A 20657-nucleotide genomic window follows, 5' to 3' on the forward strand; every position below is an offset into this window, starting at 1 on the left:
ATACCAAAAAGAGGGGCCGTGATCAGTGATGATCGCGGCCCCTTTTTTTGGCGTGGAAAGGGTGTGGTTGCGTTTCAACGTTAGGCTCTTTTTTCTAGCACCACGGGTAATCCATCTTTTGGCATGATCAGCGGTACTTGCTGGGTGGGCAGTTCGTAGCCGGGTTTGACGCTAACGCGGTAACGTTTCAGAAACTGGAACAGAAAAGTCTTGGTTTGTAATTCAGCGAAATTCAGACCTAAGCATTTGTGATGGCCGCCGCCGAAAGGGACCCACTGGTAAAAGTGCTTCTTGTGCTCGGCGCGTTCGTCGCTGAAGCGTTCCGGGTCGAAGGTGGTCGGGTTGCTCCAGTAGTCTTCCATGTAGTGTGTGTAGAGCGTGGATATACTTACCAAGGTGTTCTTTGGTAGGGTATAGCCCTGATACTCAATCTCTTTGACTGTGCGCCGGGGGAAGGTGGTGAGCGCGGGTCGCATGCGCAGGGTTTCGCGAAAGACCCAGTCGGTTTTTTCCATTTTCGCCAAGTCGTCATAGTCTAGCGTTTCTTTATTCAGCCCTTCTATTTCTTTCACCAGTATATCTTGCCAGTTCGGGTGTTTGGCTAGCATGTAGACAATGGAGCACAGGGTGCTGGTGGTGGTGTCGTGGGCGGCGAACAACAGGAAGATCATGTGGTTCATCACGTCTTTATCTGAGAGGCCCCCTTCTTCGTCTGCGGCCTTGCAAAGCTCGCTGAAGAAATCGGGTGTGTTACTGGCCCGTTTTTGTGGAATCAGCCCGATGACAAACTTTTCCAAATAGCGGCGCCCTTTCATGCCACGGTGCCAGAGCAGGCCCGGGATGGGCAGACGAACGACGGCCAAAGAGGCGTCGGTGGCGTCGATAAAAGACTGGTTCACCTTGTTGGACTCCGGCCCCATTTCCAAGCCGAAAAAGATTTGTGCGCCCACGTCCAGTAACAAAGACTTGATATGGTCTTGGAACCTCAATTCTTTGCCTGTGGGCCAGTGGCTGATCTCACTGCCAATGTGACCGTTCATGCGGCCTAGATAACTGGCCAAGGCGGGTTTTTTAAATGCCTGCTGCATGATGCGGCGGTGAAATTTATGGTCGGCAAAATCACGCAACATTAAGCCGTCGGTGAACAGCTTTTCCAAGATCGGATTCCAGGCCGCCCGGCTGGAAAAAGCATGTTCCGGGTCCTTGAGAACAAACTCGTTGGCATCGGGGCCGAGCAGCGTCACCCCGTGCTGGAATAACACCGAGCCTTTGAAAATCAGCCCATGCTTAGCTGCTTGCTGGGTGACCATTTTGTGATAGTCCTTCAGAAACGGCACGGTATGCCCGAGTAACGGCCAGCCGTAGTCACCTGGGATATCCTTGAGCTTGCGTTGTGGCATCCGGGGCAGTTGTGCAGCCTCTTGCTGGGCGACTTCCATACGGTTCATGGCGGTTCTCCGATAAACTCTTGATAGAAATTGAATTTACCTTTGGGGAGTAGCCTAGAACAGGGGCTGTTGGCAACGGTCAAATCATGCTGTGCTGTCCAGCCGCCCAGGTATGACACGTGCTAGCATTGGCGGATTGCGTAAGGAGAGAATGTATGTCCAAACCTGCGGCTAGATTTGAGCCCTTGGCGCTGGCGGTATTGACCGTGAGTGATACCCGAACCCCGGAAACCGATACCTCTGGAGACCTGCTGGTAGCGCGGTTAAAAGAGGCGGGGCATACCCTGCAAGCGCGGCAGATAGTGAAGGACGATATCTATCAGCTGCGCAAGGTGGTTTCTGATTGGATTGCCGACGATCGGATACAAGGGATTGTGACTACCGGTGGCACCGGGTTTTCAGGGCGGGACTCCACCCCGGAGGCGCTGGCGCCTCTGTTCGACAAGACCATTGAGGGGTTTGGCGAACTGTTCCGGCAGGTGAGCGTGGAGGATATCGGTTCTTCCACTATTCAGAGTCGTTGCCTGGCCGGGCTGGCCAACCGCACGGTGATTTTTTGCCTGCCAGGGTCCAATAATGCGTGTGCCACAGGGTGGGATCGCATTATTGTCGAGCAGCTGGATGCCCGTCATCGGCCCTGTAACTTTGTTGCCCAAGTGCGCCGATAAAGCGAATGTTGTCGCGGTGATTTGAAAGGAAGAGAAAAATGCACGCAGGCAAGCAACCCTTAATGCCAGTGGCACAAGCGCTGGAGCGGTTACTGGATTCGGCGCGCCCGTTTCGGGCAATCACCGAGGTGCCGTTGGCCGGTTGTCAGGGGCAGTATTTGGCTGAGCCCGTTACCTCACGGGTAGATGTGCCGGCGTTTGATAACGCGGCCGTAGATGGTGTGGCGCTGCGCTATGCGGACCTGGGCGAGCCGGGGCTAACACGGCCCATGCCGCTGCGTGTGGCGGCGGGTGATGCGCCCGCCACGATAGTTTCAGGTCAGGTGGCGCGGATTTTTACCGGTGCACCGGTGCCTGCCGGGGCCGATACGGTATTGATGCAGGAAGACTGTGAAATTGCTGAACACCGGGTGCGTTTGCCGGGTAGAGACACGGTGACGGCCGGGCAAAATATTCGCCCGGCGGGGCAGGATGCTCGGCACGGCGAAGTGGTGCTGGCGCGGGGTGAGAGGCTGACCCCCCAGGCGGTGGGGCTGACTGCTTCCGTTGGGATCGCGACGGTAAAAGTGTATTCCCCCAGGGTGTTGATTCTCACCAGCGGCGATGAAATCCAGTCGCCGGAAGAGTCCCCGTTACCGGGAAAAATTTTCGACAGCAATGGCCCCCTGCTAACGCAGTTGCTACAGCAAAGCGGCTTTGTGAATGTGCATCGGGAACATCTGCCCGATGACCCGGCCATTATCCGCGAAACTCTCAATGATTTACTCACCGATTCAGCGCAACGCCCGGATGTGATTATTTCTACCGGCGGGGTGTCTGTGGGCGAAGAAGATCATTTGCGAGCGGTGCTTGCCGAGCAGGGGGAGTTAGATTTTTGGCGCCTCGCGATTAAGCCAGGTAAGCCGTTTACCTACGGCAACCTTGGCGGTATCCCCTTCTTTGGGCTGCCGGGAAACCCCTCTGCGGTGTTGGTGTGCTATCTGATGCTGGTGTTGCCAATGTTGCGGCGCTGTTGTGGCGCGGATGCGGTATTGCCAACGGCCATGTCTTTGCCGGCGGACTTCACTATCAACAAGCCGGCCAAACGACAGGAATACCTGCGTGTGCGCTGCGTGGTTGACGCCGCTCAAGCGGTGCTGAAAAAGCACCCTAATCAGAGTTCCGGCATGCTCAGCTCGGCCGTGTGGGCGGATGGCCTGGCCGTGGTTCCGGTGGGCTGTACGGTGGCTCCGGGAGATGCTTTGGCGTTCTTTTCATTTTCTGATTTGTTGTCGGGGTAGGTTGCATGGTGAGCCATAGGTAGGGGGGGCTTGACCATGGTTAGTGACGACTTTTTCCGGCAATGGCGTTCAAGGTGCCCGCTGGGGGGCCGCAAATCGGTTATAATGTGGCCCCGATAAAGGAGCCGTTACATGACACTGGAATCTTCGTTGCTTGCCCGCGCCAATTCTTGTTGTGAGCTTTGTGGGGCGAGCAATGCTCTTGCTGTATATCCCGTACCCCCTGAATCCGATGGCAGTGCCGAGCAAAGCGTACTGCTGTGTGAAACCTGCCAAACCCAGCTGGATAATCCCGGCAATGAAGACGTTAATCACTGGCGTTGCCTTAACGACAGCATGTGGAGCCAGGTGCCCGCTGTGCAGGTGCTGGCATGGCGAATGCTAACGCGTTTGCAGGGGGAAGGCTGGCCCCAGGATCTGCTTGATATGCTTTACTTGGAGGACGACACCCTCGCCTGGGCCCAGGCTACAGGGGAAGGCCAGAATGAAGAAGCGGGGGAATTACACCGCGATAGTAATGGCGCCGTGTTAGAAGCCGGCGATTCGGTCACGCTGATTAAAGACCTGAACGTGAAAGGCGCCAACTTCACCGCCAAACGCGGCACCCCAGTGCGCAATATCTCTTTGGTGCAGGATAATCCTGAGCACATTGAAGGTCGGGTTGAAGGCCAGCGGATTGTTATTCTGACTCAGTTCGTGAAGAAAAACTGATGCCCTGTAGCCTGATCCTCGGCGGCATTCGTTCCGGCAAAAGTGCGTTGGCGGAAAAGCGCGTTACCGAGTCAGGCGAACCGGTGGTATATGTGGCCACGGCGACGGCGGGCGATGGTGAAATGAGTGATCGCATTCGTCGCCATCGCCTGCGCCGCCCGGCGGGGTGGGGGCTAGTGGAAGAACCATTGCATCTGGGGGCTTTGCTGAACCGCCAGGCCAGGTTGTCCCCGCTCCCCTGCGTGTTGATTGATTGCATGAGCCTATGGGTGAGTAATTTGCTGCACGCAGGGGACGCTACTTTTGTTCGCGAGCGAGACAGTTTCCTGGCGGCGCTGGGGCAGTACCCCGGCAATGCGGTGGTAGTCAGCAACGAAGTGGGGCTAGGGATTATCGGCATGGATCCGCTAACCCGTCGCTTCGCCGATGAGCTGGGCTGGTTGAATCAGTCGTTAGCGGAAAAATGCGATACGGTGCTGCTGTCGGTGGCCGGGCTCACGCAGACGCTAAAAGGGGTGTAATTCAACGCTCTAAAGGGCGGGTGTGCGATGCCCGCATCACAAATACACCTCATCAAATACACTTCAAAGGTCGCGACCAAAACGCTCAGTTAGCCGGGGCTTACCCGCGTTTCAACGTGGAAGGTTCAACCCAGAATTACCCGTGCTGTATCAAGCAACTCAAGGTGCCGAATTCGCTGGCATCTAGCCGCACCCTTGAGCGGCAGGCGTAAGGCACCTGAAAGCCGGCCATGGCTTTGCTGGGGGCTATGCTAAGTACGTGGCTTAGCACCATGCGAATGACGCCGCCGTGGCACACCAATAGCACGCGCTGGCCCTTCAATGTGTTTTGCCACAGCGCCCAGGCTTCACCGATGCGTTGATGAAAATCCTGAATAGTTTCCGCATTGCTCGGTGGGTGGCTTTCTGCATCGCGCCAGAAGTTGGCTTGGTGATCGCCGTATTCCTGGGCCACCTGCTCGCGGGTTTTTCCTTCCCAGTCGCCGAAGCTGATTTCTTTAAAATCGTGCGCTACGGTCATCGGCAAATTCTTTTCTTTGGCCAGCTCGGCGGCAAATTCCCGGCAACGTAATAGGGGCGAGCTGAGGATGTGGTCCCACTTATCGTCGCCGGTAATGGCATTACGCATTTGCTGCCAGCCCTGCTCGCTCAGCGGGTCATCTTTGTGGCCCCGGTACATTTGCCCGCCGGCGGGTTCACCATGACGAATCAGGTCAAAAATAGTGGTGCTCATCGGTATCTATTCCCGTTCTTGTAGGTTGGCTTCGGCGTTACTGTAATCCGGCAAAATTAGTTTTCGTTGCTGACATTGGCGTCGGCAAAGGTCGCCATATGATTGTGTAGCGCGCAGGCATTGCGTAATAACGGTACTGCTACAGCCGCGCCACTGCCTTCGCCCAAGCGTAGGGAAAGATCCAGCAGCGGGGTGGCGTCCAGGGCGTGCAGCAGCCGTTGGTGGCCGGGCTCGCGTGACTGGTGGGCGAACAGTAACCAGGGGCGTAATTGTGGTCGAAGTTGGCAGGCGGCAAGGGCTGCTGTGGAGACAATAAAACCGTCCACTAATACCGGGATGCCGCGTACCGCGCAGCCGATAAAGGCGCCAGCCAGAGCGACGATTTCAAAGCCCCCCAAAGAGACCAGCACGGCCAACGGTTCGGGCCGGGTGCCGTGACGGGCTAGGGCCTGGGCAATCACTTGGGCTTTGTGGGCAACGCCTTCTGGTGTCAGCCCGGTGCCAGGGCCGGTGAGTGCGGTGGCGTCTTCGCCTAATAGTGCGCAGGCCAGGGCGGTGGCGCTGGTGGTGTTGCCAATGCCCATCTCCCCGCCAATAAACACGTCGGCTTGGCGATCGGCGGCCCGTTGCGCAGCGCGATCTCCGGCGGCGAGTGCGGCCTGCAATTGGGCGTCGGTCATGGCGGGTTGGCGGGCTAGGTTTCCGGTGCCCGGGGCGATGTGTTCATCAATCACGCCGTCGTCAATGGGCAGCGGGCTGACGGTGCCCAGGTTGATTACTTCCAGAGCGGCGCCTAGTTGTTTTGCCATGACACTGATGGCAGCTCCGCCAGCAACAAAATTGGCAATCATCTGCCCGGTGACGGCTTGGGGAAAGGCGGAGATGCCTTCCTCGCAGACGCCATGGTCGGCGGCGAAAACGGCAATGCAAACCTGCTCAATGCGTGGCAGGTTTGTCGCCTGCAGGCCCGCCAGGGTGACCGCCAGAGATTCAAGTTCGCCTAGTGAGCCGGCGGGTTTGGTGAGCTGGGCTTGGCGGTGCAGGGCGGCTTGCCGATGGGGTTCGCTGGGGGCGGCAATCGGCTGTTGCCAAGGCAAAGGCGTACTCACGGGTGTCTCCGGTTGGGGCGGCGCAGGGCCGGAAAGCGGCAAATCCTCTGCCCCGCAACCGGGAGTGTCAAGTACACTGCCCGCCATCGATACCGGACAATGACGGCAAAATCATGCTTTCTGTTTCCCTGATAAGTGCTGCTGTGGCAGCGATCGTGCTGGATTTTCTGCTGGGCGAGCCGCGTCGCTGGCATCCGCTGGTGGGGTTTGGTCGGCTGGCCGGGTGGTTAGAGCAGCGTTGGAATGCGGCTGCGCCGGGTAGTGTGTTCAAGGGGGCCGGAGCGGTGCTGGTCTTGGTGCTACCGGTGGTGCTGTTGGCTGTGCTGATGTTGTCGACCCTGCCAGGGTGGGCCTGCTGGCTGTTGCAGGTGGTGGGCTTGTGGCTGGTGATGGGCGCGCGCAGTTTGGCCGACCATGGCCGTGCGGTGGCCGCACCGTTACGGGCGCAGAATGTGCCTGAGGCCAGAGAACAGGTAGCGAGAATTGTTAGCCGTGACACACAGGCACTGGATGCCAACGGGGTGGCACGGGCCGCCACCGAATCCGTATTGGAAAATGGGGCCGATGCGGTGTTTGCCAGCCTGTTTTGGTTTGTGGTGGCGGGGCTGCCCGGTGCGATATTACATCGGTTGGTGAATACGCTGGATGCCATGTGGGGGTATCGCACCGCTCGTTTCGAACGCTTCGGTAAGGCTGCCGCGCGGCTGGATGACGGCCTTGCTTGGTTGCCTTCGAGACTGACCGCGCTGAGTTATGCGCTAGTGGGCGGGTTGCACGGCCGCTTCTGGACCGCGTTGCGCTGCTGGCGGCAGCAAGCCAAGGGCTGCGATAGCCCCAATGCGGGGCCGGTGATGGCCGCCGGCGCAGGTGCGCTGGGGGTGCAAGTGGGCGGCGGCGCCCCGTACCACGGTGGCTGGAAAAATAAGCCGTTGTTAGGAGAGGGCCGGCCCGCGGATGCGGACAGCATCGACGCGGCCATTGTACTGGTGTGGCGTAGCGTATTGTTGTGGTTACTGGTCTTTATAGTGGGAGCGTTGGTGTGAGCGTGGCAAAGCTGGACCATGGTGGCGGGGTGCATAACGCGGCGAGACGTTGGGGGATTCCCCCGCATCACTGGCTGGATTTGTCCACGGGGATTAGCCCTTGGTCCTGGCCTGTACCGGCAGTGCCGGAGCATGTTTGGCGGCGCTTGCCGGAAGATGACGATGGCCTGGTGGATATTTGTCGTGAGGTGCTGGCGCTACCCAGCAATGCCGATTGCCTGCCGGTGCCGGGGAGCCAGGCGGCATTGCAAACCTTGCCTTTATTGCGGCCCCGTTGCCGTGTGGGTGTGCCTGCGGTGGGGTATGCGGAACATGCGCAGGCTTGGGCGCGAGCAGGCCATGAGGTCATACCGCTGGCCTACGACCGCATTGAGGCCACCTTGGCGACGCTCGATGTGCTGGTGTGTATTAATCCCAATAACCCCACAGGGAAGCTCACGGACAGTGAAACGCTGTTGGGCTGGCATCAGCAGTTGCTGAAGCGAGGTGGCTGGCTGGTGGTGGATGAAGCGTTTTTGGACGCGACTGAGGGGCAGTCTTTGGCGCCGCTGAGTGATCGAGCTGGATTGATTGTGCTGCGTTCGCTGGGCAAGTTTTATGGTTTGGCCGGTTTGCGTGCGGGGCTCGTCACGGCGACGCCGGATTTGTGTTCTCAAATGGCTCAGCGGTTAGGGCCCTGGGCGGTGAATCACCCGGCCCGTTTTGTGATGGCTAAGGCGCTAACCGATGCTGATTGGAAACAGCGTCAATATCAGCGGATTACAACGGCACACCAACGGCTGCTGACGGTGCTGAGTGACGCAGGCCTGCAAGCAGAAGGCGATTGTGGATTATTTGCTTGGTGCAAGACCGATAAGGCCAACGCCCTCGCCGAGGCACTGGCCCGGCAGGGCGTGTTGGTTCGGCTTTTCCCCGATGTGCCCGCATTGCGTTTTGGTTTGCCTGGGCACGATCGGGGATGGGCGCAATTGGCCGCGGCGCTTTAATGATGACCGCGCAGCCCCGTTTTGCTAGACCATAAGGTTTCTTTCCAGACAATTCCCAGGTTCCAGCGATGCTCTTTTTCGGGCAGGGACTCGTCCTGAACAGCTTCCGCGCGGATGGCGATATTTTTCCGCCATTGCCACCGCCAGATGGCGGTGAGGCGCTGCGGATCATGCTCAAGAGGATTGGCTAACCCGCTGTCCTGCGCTAATTGTGGCGCTGCGGCACCGGTGAGCTTGTTGTCGGTGTTCAGTTGTTCTGCACGCAGCCCAAAGGTATGCGCTCGCCAAGTGATGGAGGGCTGTAGCCAGCCGCCTTGCTGGGTGGCGGTGAAGTTTGCTTCACGGCCGATGCCGTCATGCACTACGCCATCGGGTTTTGCCTGCATCCACTCACCGTCGAGGGCTAATGCCCAATCCGGATTGAGTTTATATCCCAGCTTGAAGTGAGCGCCGGCGATTTCGGTTTCGCCGGTGTAGCGTGTGTCCGGAAAGAGGGTGGCGATTTCGCCTGGAGGTGCTACCGGTACATGTTGATGGCCGCCTCCGTAGCGATGGTCGCTACGTGACTCCGCTTCTGCGCTGTAGAACCACCCGCCCAGCGTTAGCGCCAACCGTTCGCCTTGCCACTGGTATTGGCCAAATACATCCCAGGCGCCGCCATTCTCTGTGTCGGTAGCGGGGAAGGCTTTGCCTTTCCAGACCTCAGCGCCAAGGGAAAAGCCTGCCATTTGATGCCACCAGAAGCGTAAGCCATCATCATGGAAATCGCGCCCGAACAGCACATCCAGCGCTAGCGGACTTTCGCTGGCGAGCCGGTCTACGGAATGCTGAGCCAGCCCAGGGGAGAATTGGGCAGACATCCTGCCTGCCTCCACCAGCCAGGGACCGGTATCGTCACAACAGACCCAGCCGACATAAGCATGCTCTAGCTCGGCACCGCCGTGATCATCATCACCGCCGGCGTGGTGGTTGAATTTGATGACCCCGTAGAAATTCTCATCAATACGGTGAGCGACGCCCAGGTTCAGTTCATCAATCTGCGCCCCTTTTTCCGCAGGCCAAGCTTCGCCTCCCATCATGGTGCCAGGGATTTGCCAGTAATCGTAATCGCCAATCACGTTAGCGGACCGCCATGTGGCGGCGAGACTGGCGTCTACGGTGGTGGGGTTATTTTGGCTGGGCACACTGTGTGCCAGGCTCAGGGAGCTGGCAGCCATCAGTGGAGCTAAAAAACGGAATTTCATGGGGCGGAGTCCTGCGGGCTGCTCTCGGTCCAGGGGTTGGAAAAACGCGGGTTATTAATGAATTCTTCGTCGGTGAGCGATTCCAGGAAAGCCACCACATCGGCTATTTCAGAATCGGAAATAGAGAAAGAAACGATGAAGCTATCTTTGTATGGGCTCATGCGCCCGTCGCCTGTATTAGGGCCGCTGGTAATGTTGCGCCCACCTGCCGCGTAGTTGCGTATCACCTGTTCCAGCGTTTCCACGGAACCGTCGTGGTTATAGGGGGCGCTGAGGGCTACGTTTCTTAACGAGGGAGCCCTGAACTGACCCATGTGATGGGCTTTGCCGGTCAGTTCGTAGCGACCGGTATTGGGTTCGGGGTAGCCTCCAAGGCCATCAATGTTGTACAGACCATTGTTGTGGAATTGTGCTTCGATATAACTGGTGCGACGGTCCACTGTGGCATCGCTGAAATTGTAGGTTCCATGACAATGAAAACATTCCAGCTTTTCACCGTTGAACAGGGCGGAACCACGCTTGGCTGAGGCGGATAGCTCATTGCGATCAAACGGGCTATTGAACGACGCCAAACCGCGTACAAAGGAAGCCAACGATTTGACGATGTTGCTATAGGCAGTGTCGCCAAATAACGGCTCATCCTGCTCAGGAAAGGCCGCTGCAAACAACGGCGCATAGACAGGGTCGGATTGCAGATTCATGAGAATCTGTTCCGAGTTAGCGCCATTGATGCCATGTTCGATAGGGTCATCACCAAACAGGGGCAGCATGATTTGCTGTTCAATGGTGCTGAGCGCCGGGTTGCCCCAGGTGAGGGTGTTGTACCAGGCCACATTCACCAACGCTTGGCTGTTACGCGGGTGAAGTGTGCCGGTGGCGCCAGCGGGGCGGGCAACGCCATCACTAAAGGCTTTGTCCTGGTGGTGGCAGCTGGAGCAGCTGATGGTGCCATTGACGGAGAGTCGCTTGTCATAGAATAGATGCCGGCCGAGTTGAAACTTTTCTTCCGTCATCGGGTTGTCCGCCGGTTCGCGGGGCAGCGGAATGTTTTCCGGGAGTTGCCAGTCATAGGCGGAGTAGGACGCGCCTTGATCATCTACCCGGGTTTCGCTCTGCTCTGGGCAGCCGCTTAGGAGCAGCGTGCCGAGCACAAGGAAAAGGCCGGGCGATTGCCCGGCCAACAGGAGAAATGGCTTCTTCATCATTTCGGTACGATAGAAAAGACACTTTGCTCGACTGCTTCGGTGTCACCCCATGGCAGGCCCAGGCGCTTGAAAATTGCGGGACATTCCGGGTCGCTGAATCCTGACATACAACCACTGGCACCGCCTTCATCTTGGGATAGATTGCTTCCTTCCACCAGTTTGGCGTAGTCCAGTTGAATGGCGATGTCTTCTAAATTTGCTCCTTCTAAGGGCAGCTTAATCGTTGCGCGGTTTGGATTGGGGCAGGGTACGGGTTCTTCACCTTCAGCGGGGTCAGCGGTACAGCCGGTGCTACCGATATGGATATGCCAGTTTTTAGAGATGTCGTCGCTTACCGGTTTCACATCCAGGCCGGTAAATTTGTAACCTCCCCGCCAGCTCCAGGCCATGCCGCTAGCTTTCCCTGGGTTGCGCAGCGGTTCTTCCGCCAGTGACTGATCCAAATGATTGAGTTCGAACGGCACGCCCAGAGTGAACTGCAGGTCGCTAATAACGAGCTCACTGTCCACATCCACTTTGATGGTAATGGTGTCGTTGAAATTCGTGTTGGCTCCTTCGCCGGCACAGTTCTCATCTTTGTCGCGGAAATCGAGCAGGGCTACGTCGGCGTTTTGCGATTCGGCGTCTGCGTCCAGTGCTACGGGAATAACCTGGCCTTCATCGGTAACCACCGCCAGATCGTGAACGAAGAAGCGGAAATCCACCAGGCTGACTTCCGTGCCTGCGGTACCGAGGGACTGCAAGGTTGCATCGCAGCTGATGTCAGTCGTCCCTGCCACGGCCTTTACTGGAATTTCGATGGTGCGAGCGGTGCTGGATCTGCTGCTCTCCCAAGCACGGTCGCCCGATGAACTTGAGCCTCCGCAACCTGTCAGAATGGTGGCTAAGGATGCGGTGGCCAGAGTCAGAATTCGCATGATAATCCCCGATTTTTTGAACAAAGCACGCGACAAGGTCTGCGCTGTAGGTGGGGGATTATCTTTAGATCGCCGGCTGGCTGGAATGTGGCATATCGCCACAGACTTGAGTATTAGCGCTGGTTGACTCAGCGAGAGCTGTGCTCAACTTGCCTTGAGTAAAATTCATAAGGAGGTGAATTTATTTGCTAAAGCCTGCTGCCATTGGTAATTTCGCGCCACCTTTCGGTGCCCACCCTGAACACAGGGCGGGTTAAACGGGAAGCCGGTGAGAGCCTTGGCTCTAATCCGGCGCTGCCCCCGCAACGGTGATTGAGTAAACGATAGTCGAAATGCCACTGTGCTTTTGCATGGGAAGGCGACTGTCGAGAGGCTAAGCCTCGCTCATTAGCCCGGAGACCGGCCAAAAGGTAAGGAAGCTTCTTAGGGCTTTCAACCAGGCGTTGCGGTGGGCGATGGTGGGGTGTGTTGGCGCGATTGCGCCTGTCTCCCTGTGCTTGTTCTGCTGCGGCTAAATTCAGGCCGTGCGGGTGGGCACGGCAGAGGGGGATCTCTCGATGGTATTTCGTCCCATTGCAGCGTGTGCTGCGATGTCTTTGTGTGCGTGGCCCTTGCTTGCCTACGCGGAATCTTCACCGCTTGATGCTGCTGTTCTGCGCGTTTCTATGCTCGATCCCGTGGTCGTCACGCCTACGCTGGCCAGCCGTACTACAGAGGCGTCATTGGCCTCGGTAACGGTGCTCGATGAGAAGCAATTACGCGAGCGTCAGCCCCAGGATATTACCGAGATGCTAAGAGGCCAGCCCGGCGTGGATATCACCGGTAATGGTGCCTTCGGTAAGGCCACCAGTGTTTATTTGCGGGGTACGGGCAGTAGCTCAACGTTGTTAATGGTTGATGGTGTGCGCCTGCGTTCGGCAACCGGCGGCAGCCCGTCTTGGCAGTTCCTGCCTCCCACCTTGATTGACCGTATTGAAATTGTGCGTGGCCCCCGTGGCAGTTTGTATGGCGCGGATGCTGTGGGTGGCGTGGTGCAGGTTTTTACACCTGGGGCTCGGGATCTCAGCAATGAACAAACCGGCTGGGTGGAGCTGGGAGCGGGTTCGTTTAATAGCCGCCGGGTGGCAGCGGGCGCGCAGGGGGAGCAGGACGGTACGCGCTATAACTTGGCGGTGGACCGCTTTGATACCGATGGCACAGAAATTCGTGAAGGCAGTGATGATCGTGGCTACGACAACACATCGGCGGTGGCTCGGGTAACGCATCGCTTCGATAACGATGCGGAAATCGGCGTGTTCGGTTTTCGGGCAGCCGGCAGCACCGAGTTTGAAGGCAGCTCGCCTTCGCAGAAAAAAGTGACCGACTACGCCATGCAGACTGCGGGTGTGAAAGGGCAGTTGTGGGTGACGGAACGTTGGTTGAGCAAACTTATTCTTAGCGATTCCCGCGACGAGAACGAGAACTTCACCGACGGCAACCGAGACAGCATTTTTAACACCCGTAGCCGTGCGGCTAACTGGCAGAATGTGTTTGCTTTGGGGGATCACCAGCTAGTGGTGGGTGCCGATTACCTGCAAGACCTAGTGGACAGCACCACGCTGTATTTGGAAGACGAGCGTGACAATAGCGCCGGTTTTGCCCAGCTGTTATTAAACTTTGGTGCCTTCGATGTGCAGGCCAGTGGCCGTTACGACGACAACGAAGCCTATGGCAGTGAAACCACTGGCGGACTGGCGTTGGGCTACAAGCTCGATAACCATCACCGGTTACGGGCCAGCTATGGCACCGCTTTCCGTGCGCCGACCTTTAATGATTTGTACTTCCCCGGCTTTGGTAATGACCAGCTGGACCCGGAAAGTTCCGCCAGCACCGAGCTCGGGGTGAGGGGCCAGTATCAGCGTTGGTACTGGGATATTGCCGCCTACCAGACCGATGTGGATGACCTGATTGCCTATGCCTTGCAGGGTGGGCGTTATGCGCCGTTCAATGTGAACCGGGCGCGCATTCGGGGTGTCGAACTGGCTACCGGTGTTGAGATAAACCAGTGGCGCGCTGGTGCGGCCTTTACGGCTCAGGATCCAGAAGATCGGGATACGGGGTTGGTGCTTCAGCGTCAGTCAAAGCGTAGCTTCCGTTTTGATCTGGACCGAGCCATGGGGAACGTTTCCCTAGGAGGCAGTGTGGTTTTGCAAGGGCACCGTTATAACGATGCGCAAAACGACGTGCGGCTGTCTGGGTTCGGTTTGCTGGATTTGCGCGTCGGCTGGAATTTCGCACGGAACTGGTCCACACGCCTGGCGGTGAAAAACGTGCTCGACAAGGAGTACGCCACGGCGCAGAACTTTGCTGGTTGGAACTATATGAACGCAGGGCGTTCGGTAATGTTGAGCCTGCGCTACGATAGGTAGAGCAAGAATAGCGCTGCGAGATGAGATGGAGTGAGTGAATGCGCGTTTTACGCTGGGGGTTGTTGCTGACGTTGTTGGCCATGTTTGATACGGCCATGGCGGCGGTGTGTGTCACCGACGATATCCAGCGTGAGGTGTGTTTGGAAAAACCGGCCAGCCGCATTATTGCCCTCTCTCCCGGCGCCACCGAATTGCTGTTTGCGGCAGGGGCCGGTGGGCAGATGGTCGGCGCGGTGAGCTTCAGTGATTACCCGCCTGCGGCGAAAAAATTACCGCGGGTGGGCAGTTATAAACGTCTGGATTTAGAGGCCGTTTTGTCGCTAAAACCGGACCTGATTGTCGCGTGGCATAGTGGCAACCCGTTACCTCAGGTGGAACGCCTGCAAGCCTTGGGGCTGCCGGTGTATTACAGCGAGCCGCGCCGGTTTGAGGATGTGAGCACTTCGCTGGAGCGTTTTGCCAGGCTGGCCGGCACTCAGTCGGTAGGGCTGGGTGCGGCGGAGGCTTTTCGATCGGGCATCGATGCCCTGCGTGAACGTTATGCCGATGCAGCGAAAGTCAGTGTGTTTTATCAGGTATGGAAAGAGCCGCTAATGACGGTAAATGGCAAGCACCTGATCAGTGAAGCGATTCAGCTGTGTGGTGGGGAAAATGTCTTCGCTGATCTTCCCACCCTGACTCCGCGAATCAGTCAGGAGTCCGTGTTGGAGAAAAATCCACAGGCCATTGTTGCGGGGGGGATGGGTGAAGATGATCCGGGCTGGCTGGCGCCGTGGCGGCAGTTTGCCAGCTTACGGGCGGTAAAAAACGATAATTTGTTTTTTGTTGCGCCGTCCACATTGCAGCGGCCTACCCCGCAAATGCTGATCGGTGCCCGCGCCCTGTGTCGGCATTTGGAAAGTGCCCGTGCTCGCCATTAAGTCGCCGACGCTTGCTACCTTATTCGCGCTGACGGCCCTGGGGCTGTTGGCGTTATTACTGTCGGTGGCGGTGGGCAGTGTATCGATTTCACTGCAGGATCTGTGGGCTGTGGCGAGCGGTGGCGGTAGTGACCTGCATCGGGAACTGATTATGTCGTTGCGCGCGCCCCGTGCGCTGGCGGCGTTCTCCACGGGGGGGCTGCTAGCCCTGGCCGGGGCGCTGATGCAGGTGTTGTTGCGTAATCCGCTGGCGGACCCCTATGTGCTGGGTATTTCCGGGGGGGCTGCGGTGGGCGCGCTGGGTGCCATGTTGATTGGTGGCGGCTTGGCGTTAGTGTCCGGCTCGGCGTTTGCCGGTGCTTTGCTATCTACCTTGTTGGTGTTTGGTTTGGCGCAAGGCGGGGGCGGCTGGACCCCGACCAGACTGTTGCTGACGGGCGTTGTGGTGGCCGCCGGTTGGGGCGCGGTAATTACCTTTATGTTGACCATGAGCCCTGCGGATCGGTTGCCGGGCATGCTGTATTGGTTAATGGGAGACTTGAGCTACGCCCGCGCTCCTTACGCAGCCTGGTTAGTGATGATTATCGCGGTGCTGCTGACCCTGCCACTGGGGCGTAGCCTGAATGTGTTGGCGAGGGGGCCGTTACAGGCCGCGGCCTTGGGTATTGCGGTGAAGCCGTTGGAGTGGCTGGTGTATGTCTTGGCCAGTCTGTTGACGGCGGTGGCGGTGACCACGGCCGGGAGTGTGGGGTTTGTCGGCCTGATTGTGCCGCATATGCTGCGGCTACAGTTGGGTAATGATCAGCGCATTATCTTGCCCGCCAGTGTTTTGGCGGGGGGTACCTTGCTGACCGTGGCCGATACTCTGGCGCGTACGGTGATGGCTCCTGAGCAGCTGCCTGTGGGGGTAATTACGGCCCTATTGGGGGTGCCCACTTTCCTGTTCTTGTTGCATCGCAATCGCTGATTGATTGGGGACGGCATCGCCCGGAACCTGTGTCACCGAAACGGAGAGCGCCATGGCGGTGCTGGACATTGAACATCTGGTTATCGACATCCCCGGTCGCGGGGATGGTGATCCGCTTAGTCTGCAGGTGAAATCCGGCCAGCGTTGGGGGGTGCTGGGGCCGAACGGAGCGGGTAAAACGACACTGCTGCATACCCTGGCCGGGTTGCGCGCCCCCCGACGCGGCCGGGTGGTACTCAATGGCACACCGTTAACTCATCTGTCGCGCCGGGAGGTAGCTCGGCAGCTGGCTGTCGTGTTCCAAGAGCGTCAAGACAGCTTTCCCGCCACGGTGATGGAAACGGTATTGATTGGCCGCCACCCTTTTCTGTCTGCCTGGCAGCGGGAGAGCGCCGAGGATATCCACCTGGCCCATGAGGCCTTGTCGGCGGTGTCGTTGACGCTACTCGAGGATCGGCTGGTGAGCACCTTATCCGGCGGCGAGCGTCAGCGGGTTTCCATTGCCACGGCGCTCACCCAACAGCCGACGATTTGGCTGGCGGATGAACCAACGAATCATCTGGACTTGCATCATCAAGTGGCCGTCATGGCGTTGCTCAATCAACAGGCAGATAACGGTGCTGCGGTGTTTATGTGCCTGCACGATCTGAACCTTGCGGCCCGTTGGTGTGATCATTTACTGCTGCTCTATCCGGACGGTGAGTGCTGTTCTGGCCCGGCGGAAGCGATGCTGGTGCCGGAGGCTCTGGAGCGTCTTTACGACCAGAAACTGGTGGTGGCTCACGTGAACGGTGCGCCGGTCTTTGTGCCGGGTTAGGCCGCCTCTGGATAACGCTTTACGAGCGAGGAAAATAAACGAGAATGAGCCACCCGATGACAACCTTATTTAATGCCTCGGTGCCGGCAGCGCTGATTAGCGCGCCGGGGTCCGGTCAGGGAAAATCACTGATTACCGCCGCACTGGCCAGGTTGCACCGCAATGCGGGGCGTCGGGTTCGTGTGTTTAAGTTCGGGCCGGACTATCTGGATCCCATGATTCTGGAACAGGCCAGCGGTGCGCCGGTTTACCAGCTACAACCGTGGATGACCGGTGAGGAGGAGTGCCGTTGGCGCCTGGCCCAGGCTGCAGAAGAGGCGGATTTGATTCTGGTAGAAGGCGCCATGGGGCTATTTGATGGCACTCCCTCCAGTGCTGATCTGGCGGTGTTGGCAGGTATCCCGGCGTTGCCAGTGATTGATTCCTGGGGCATGGCGCAAACCTTCGGTGCGATCGCTTTGGGGCTGGCCAGTTACCGCGATGACCTGGTGGTGAATGAGGTTATTGCCAACCGGGTGGCGAGCCAGCGTCATGGTGACTTGGTACGTGAAGGGATGCCTGCGGGCATGACCTTGCTGGGCTCGGTGCCACGGCACGCGGCCATGACATTACCCGAACGGCACCTTGGGCTGGTGCAAGCGAATGAGTTGGCGGATCTGGATACGCTTTTGGATGAGGCGGCGGCGGTGTTGCAAGACGCGGGCTTGGATCGACTTCCACACGCGGTGAGTTTTTCCGCCGCCGCGCCTGCGCCATTGCCTGCTTTGCTGAAGGGGTGTCGCATTGGTATCGCTCGGGATGCGGCTTTCGCGTTTATTTACCCTGCCAATCTTGATTTGCTTCGTGAGCTGGGAGCCGCGCTGACGTTCTTTTCCCCGTTGCAAGACACGACATTGCCCGAGGTGGACGCGCTATGGCTACCGGGCGGTTACCCGGAACTGCACGGTGAAACGCTGGCCATGAATACGGCCATGGGTGAGGCCATTCGAGATCATCACCATGCGGGCAAACCGATTCTGGCGGAGTGCGGTGGGTTAATGAGTTGTATGGCAACGTTGGTAGACGGTGATGAAAAGCGCCATGCCGGTTTCGGGCTGTTGCCGGGTGAAGCGTTTTTGACCAAGAAACGGCACGGGCTGGGAATGCAGGCGCTGGTAACGCCGCGAGGTGAACTTCGCGGGCATACTTTCCACCACGGCAGTTTGTCCACGCCACTGACGCCGGCCATTTTTAGCCGCAAGCAAACAGGTACAGAAGGCGAAGCGGTTTATCAGGACAAGGGCCTGGTGGCGAGTTTCTTTCATGGCTATTTCCCTTCGGCTCCGCAGATTGTGGCGGATATTTTTAGCGGACAATTCCGCACCGACACACTTTCCCCTGATCACAATGCCCCTTCTCGAACAGGACACGACCATGCGTGATGATGCGAAAACCCCAGAGCGCCATGCTTACCGCATGGCAAAGAAACAGGAAATCATGCAGCAACGGATTGCTCGCGCGGATAAGGATCAGGGCATTCTTCTGGTGCTCACCGGGCCGGGCAAAGGAAAAAGCAGTTCCGGTTTTGGCATGCTGGCCAGAGCATTGGGCCATGGCATGAAAGTGGGCGTGGTGCAGTTTATTAAAGGGGCGTTCAGTACCGGAGAAGACGCCTTTTTCCGTGATCAGCCGAACGTGGATTACCACGTGATGGGGGAAGGCTATACCTGGGATACCCAGGACCGCGAGCGGGACGTGGCGGCAGCCGGTGCTGCGTGGGAGATTGCCCGTGCCATGCTGCGCGACGACAGCTATCACATGGTGTTGCTCGATGAGCTCAATATTGCTCTTCGTTACGAATACCTGGATTTAGACCGGGTGCTGGACGACCTGCAAAACCGCCCGGCCATGCAGCACGCCATTGTCACCGGTCGCTATGCTCCCAAACAATTAATCGAACTCGCCGATACCGTTACGGAAATGAAAGTGGTGAAGCATGCGTTTAAGGATTTAGGAGTTCGAGCGCAGAAGGGCGTCGAGCTGTGAAGGGCCTTTTGACGTTCAAATGTTCGGAAAAAATACGGGGCGAGTGGGCCGGCAAGGTCACTGTAGGTGCTGGGTTGCGCTTCAAGTTTGAGATTGTAACGTTCAAGGTAAGGTTTTCTCCGTGGCGACTCTGATGGTGCAAGGCTGCACATCGGATGCGGGAAAGAGCACGGTGGTCGCGGCGTTGTGCCGCTGGTTTGCCCGGCGTGGATATTCGGTGGCGCCGTTTAAACCGCAGAACATGGCACTGAACAGTGCTGTGACCGTGGATGGGGGTGAGATTGGTCGTTCTACCGCGTTGCAGGCGTTGGCTTGCGGGGTCGCGCCGCACAGTGACATGAACCCTGTATTGCTCAAGCCACAAACGGATATGGGCGCCCAGGTTATTATTCGCGGCAAGGTGTTGGGCAATATGCAGGCACTGGATTATCACGCCTACAAGAACACCGCCAGTGAGGCGGTGCTGGCGGCCTGGCAGGACTTGTCTTCCCGGTTTGATGTGATCATCGCTGAAGGCGCTGGCAGCCCGGCGGAGATTAATCTGCGAGATAACGACATCGCTAACATGGGGTTTGCCGAAAGGGTGGACTGCCCGGTGATTGTGGTGGCGGATATTGATCGCGGCGGTGTCTTTGCGCATCTCACCGGTACCCTGGATTTACTGTCTGAAAGTGAACAAAAACGAACCCTGGGGTTTGTGATTAATCGTTTTCGTGGCGACCTGTCTTTATTGCAGGGTGGGCTGGATTGGTTGGAGGAGCGCACTGGCAAGCCAGTGTTTGGGGTGTTGCCTTATTTGCATGGCCTGACTCTGGATGCGGAAGATGCGGTGGATGAACAGGGCGCGCATGACGTGGGTGCTTTCAATGTGGTGGTGCCTCTGTTGCCGCGTATGAGTAACCACAACGACTTTGACCCTCTGCGATTACATCCGCAGGTGAATTTGCAATTCGTAAAGATGGGGGAGGCTTGGCCGTCGGCAGACCTGATCATTCTGCCGGGCAGCAAGGCTACCCGTGCGGATTTGGCTTTCCTGCGCCAGCAGGGCTGGGACAAGCAGATCGAAAAGCACCTGCGTTACGGCGGCAAAGTGCTAGGCATTTGTGGTGGCTTTCAAATGTTGGGAGAGCGCATCGACGACCCGGAGGGGTTAGAAAGTGATGCGGGAAGTAGTGCCGGGCTTGGCTGGTTATCCATGACCACTCGATTGATTTCCGGTAAACAGCTACGAAATGTGGAAGGCCGTTTTGTTGCCGCTGACACCCTGATTCGCGGGTATGAAATCCACAATGGCCTTACTCAGGGCGAAGCATTAAAGCATCCTATGCTGGTTCTGGAGGGTAGGGATGATGGCGCCATGAGCGAGGATGGGCGGGTGATGGGGTGTTACCTGCATGGCCTGTTTGATGTTCCCGACAGTTGCAATGCCATACTCGAATGGGCGGGCCTGAAAAGCCAGCGCAGTGTGGATTATGCGGTCCATCGAGAGCAACAGCTGGATCGCCTGGCCGATATGCTGGAGGAACACTTGGATATGACGCGGTTAAAGCAATGCATGGGGAGCTAGCTCGAATAGCGTGCCTGACTTTTTCTCAGCGCCAAACCGGGCGCCCTGTATTTTTTCAGTAACGTTTCGTTGCCTAAAGATTCGAGCA

The 20657-nt window shown here is 57.8% G+C and carries 19 protein-coding genes and 1 riboswitch; of the genes, 13 read left to right on the forward strand and 6 right to left on the reverse strand.

Features of this window, described 5'->3' with window-relative positions; genetic code table 11:
• Positions 1-80 precede the first annotated feature (80 nt).
• Entirely contained in the window at positions 81-1448 is a 1368-nt protein-coding gene (locus Y017_RS14445; protein WP_035461715.1) for a cytochrome P450, read from the reverse strand.
• Between the two features lie 155 nt (positions 1449-1603).
• Here Y017_RS14445 and moaB point away from each other — a divergent pair, with 155 nt between their 5' ends.
• The 4 genes from moaB to cobU all read left to right on the forward strand — a co-directional run bounded on the left by moaB (position 1604) and on the right by cobU (position 4628).
• Positions 1604-2116 (forward strand): molybdenum cofactor biosynthesis protein B, encoded by a 513-nt coding sequence (moaB, locus tag Y017_RS14450; protein WP_011589657.1) that lies wholly within the window; start codon positions 1604-1606, stop codon positions 2114-2116.
• Between the two features lie 38 nt (positions 2117-2154).
• The gene (gene glp / locus Y017_RS14455; protein WP_035461718.1) at positions 2155-3396 is read left to right on the forward strand and encodes a gephyrin-like molybdotransferase Glp; all 1242 of its coding nucleotides are present in this window, start codon (positions 2155-2157) and stop codon (positions 3394-3396) included.
• 132 nt (positions 3397-3528) lie between these two features.
• On the forward strand, positions 3529-4107 hold the full coding sequence (locus tag Y017_RS14460; RefSeq protein ID WP_035461720.1) for an alkylphosphonate utilization protein: 579 nt from the start codon (positions 3529-3531) through the stop codon (positions 4105-4107).
• Positions 4107-4628, forward strand: coding sequence for a bifunctional adenosylcobinamide kinase/adenosylcobinamide-phosphate guanylyltransferase (gene cobU / locus Y017_RS14465; protein ID WP_035461723.1), 522 nt, complete (start codon positions 4107-4109; stop codon positions 4626-4628). The genes Y017_RS14460 and cobU overlap by 1 nt, the downstream gene beginning before the upstream one ends.
• A 136-nt stretch (positions 4629-4764) precedes the next feature.
• On the opposite strand, the gene Y017_RS14470 is transcribed toward cobU, so the two are convergent.
• Both Y017_RS14470 and cobT read right to left on the reverse strand, forming a co-directional pair.
• Positions 4765-5361 carry a histidine phosphatase family protein gene (locus Y017_RS14470; protein WP_035461725.1) on the reverse strand — a complete coding sequence of 199 codons (597 nt, stop codon included), beginning with the start codon at positions 5359-5361 and terminating at the stop codon, positions 4765-4767.
• Between the two features lie 56 nt (positions 5362-5417).
• Positions 5418-6470: a nicotinate-nucleotide--dimethylbenzimidazole phosphoribosyltransferase gene (cobT, locus tag Y017_RS14475; protein WP_035461727.1), complete on the reverse strand. Its 1053-nt coding sequence runs from the start codon at positions 6468-6470 to the stop codon at positions 5418-5420.
• A 113-nt stretch (positions 6471-6583) separates the two neighbouring features.
• On the opposite strand from cobT, the gene cbiB reads away from it, so the two are divergent.
• Both cbiB and cobD read left to right on the forward strand, forming a co-directional pair.
• Entirely contained in the window at positions 6584-7513 is a 930-nt protein-coding gene (cbiB, locus tag Y017_RS14480; RefSeq protein WP_035461729.1) for an adenosylcobinamide-phosphate synthase CbiB, read from the forward strand.
• Complete coding sequence (gene cobD, locus Y017_RS14485) at positions 7510-8499, forward strand: threonine-phosphate decarboxylase CobD (protein ID WP_035461732.1); 990 nt, start codon at positions 7510-7512, stop codon at positions 8497-8499. Before cbiB ends, cobD begins: the two co-directional genes overlap by 4 nt.
• Here cobD and Y017_RS14490 read toward each other — a convergent pair.
• From Y017_RS14490 to Y017_RS14500, 3 genes are read right to left on the reverse strand one after another with little or no spacing between them, the layout of a single operon-like run.
• Positions 8496-9743 carry a hypothetical protein gene (locus Y017_RS14490; protein ID WP_035461734.1) on the reverse strand — a complete coding sequence of 416 codons (1248 nt, stop codon included), beginning with the start codon at positions 9741-9743 and terminating at the stop codon, positions 8496-8498. The genes cobD and Y017_RS14490 overlap by 4 nt on opposite strands.
• Positions 9740-10948, reverse strand: a complete 1209-nt coding sequence (locus Y017_RS14495) for an MbnH family di-heme enzyme (RefSeq protein ID WP_035461737.1) — start codon at positions 10946-10948, stop codon at positions 9740-9742. Before Y017_RS14495 ends, Y017_RS14490 begins: the two co-directional genes overlap by 4 nt.
• Complete coding sequence (locus Y017_RS14500) at positions 10945-11865, reverse strand: MbnP family copper-binding protein (RefSeq protein ID WP_011589647.1); 921 nt, start codon at positions 11863-11865, stop codon at positions 10945-10947. Before Y017_RS14500 ends, Y017_RS14495 begins: the two co-directional genes overlap by 4 nt.
• Before the next feature lie 209 nt (positions 11866-12074).
• A riboswitch (cobalamin riboswitch) is annotated at positions 12075-12288 on the forward strand.
• Positions 12289-12422: 134 nt separating this feature from the next.
• Here Y017_RS14500 and Y017_RS14505 point away from each other — a divergent pair.
• The 7 genes from Y017_RS14505 to Y017_RS14535 all read left to right on the forward strand — a co-directional run bounded on the left by Y017_RS14505 (position 12423) and on the right by Y017_RS14535 (position 20569).
• On the forward strand, positions 12423-14273 hold the full coding sequence (locus Y017_RS14505; RefSeq protein ID WP_011589645.1) for a TonB-dependent receptor domain-containing protein: 1851 nt from the start codon (positions 12423-12425) through the stop codon (positions 14271-14273).
• Between the two features lie 38 nt (positions 14274-14311).
• Complete coding sequence (locus tag Y017_RS14510; RefSeq protein WP_011589644.1) at positions 14312-15193, forward strand: cobalamin-binding protein; 882 nt, start codon at positions 14312-14314, stop codon at positions 15191-15193.
• Positions 15189-16160, forward strand: a complete 972-nt coding sequence (locus Y017_RS14515; protein WP_050731540.1) for an iron ABC transporter permease — start codon at positions 15189-15191, stop codon at positions 16158-16160. The genes Y017_RS14510 and Y017_RS14515 overlap by 5 nt, the downstream gene beginning before the upstream one ends.
• Before the next feature lie 52 nt (positions 16161-16212).
• Entirely contained in the window at positions 16213-16977 is a 765-nt protein-coding gene (locus Y017_RS14520) for an ABC transporter ATP-binding protein (protein ID WP_011589642.1), read from the forward strand.
• A 56-nt stretch (positions 16978-17033) separates the two neighbouring features.
• A complete protein-coding gene (locus tag Y017_RS14525; RefSeq protein ID WP_035461740.1) occupies positions 17034-18398 on the forward strand; it encodes a cobyrinate a,c-diamide synthase in 1365 nt (454 codons plus the stop codon).
• On the forward strand, positions 18391-19002 hold the full coding sequence (cobO, locus tag Y017_RS14530) for a cob(I)yrinic acid a,c-diamide adenosyltransferase (protein ID WP_011589640.1): 612 nt from the start codon (positions 18391-18393) through the stop codon (positions 19000-19002). Before Y017_RS14525 ends, cobO begins: the two co-directional genes overlap by 8 nt.
• Positions 19003-19123: 121 nt before the next feature.
• Positions 19124-20569, forward strand: coding sequence for a cobyric acid synthase (locus Y017_RS14535; protein ID WP_035461742.1), 1446 nt, complete (start codon positions 19124-19126; stop codon positions 20567-20569).
• Positions 20570-20657 lie beyond the last annotated feature (88 nt).

This window comes from Alcanivorax sp. 97CO-5 (assembly GCF_000524665.1).
Lineage (GTDB): Bacteria > Pseudomonadota > Gammaproteobacteria > Pseudomonadales > Alcanivoracaceae > Alcanivorax > Alcanivorax borkumensis.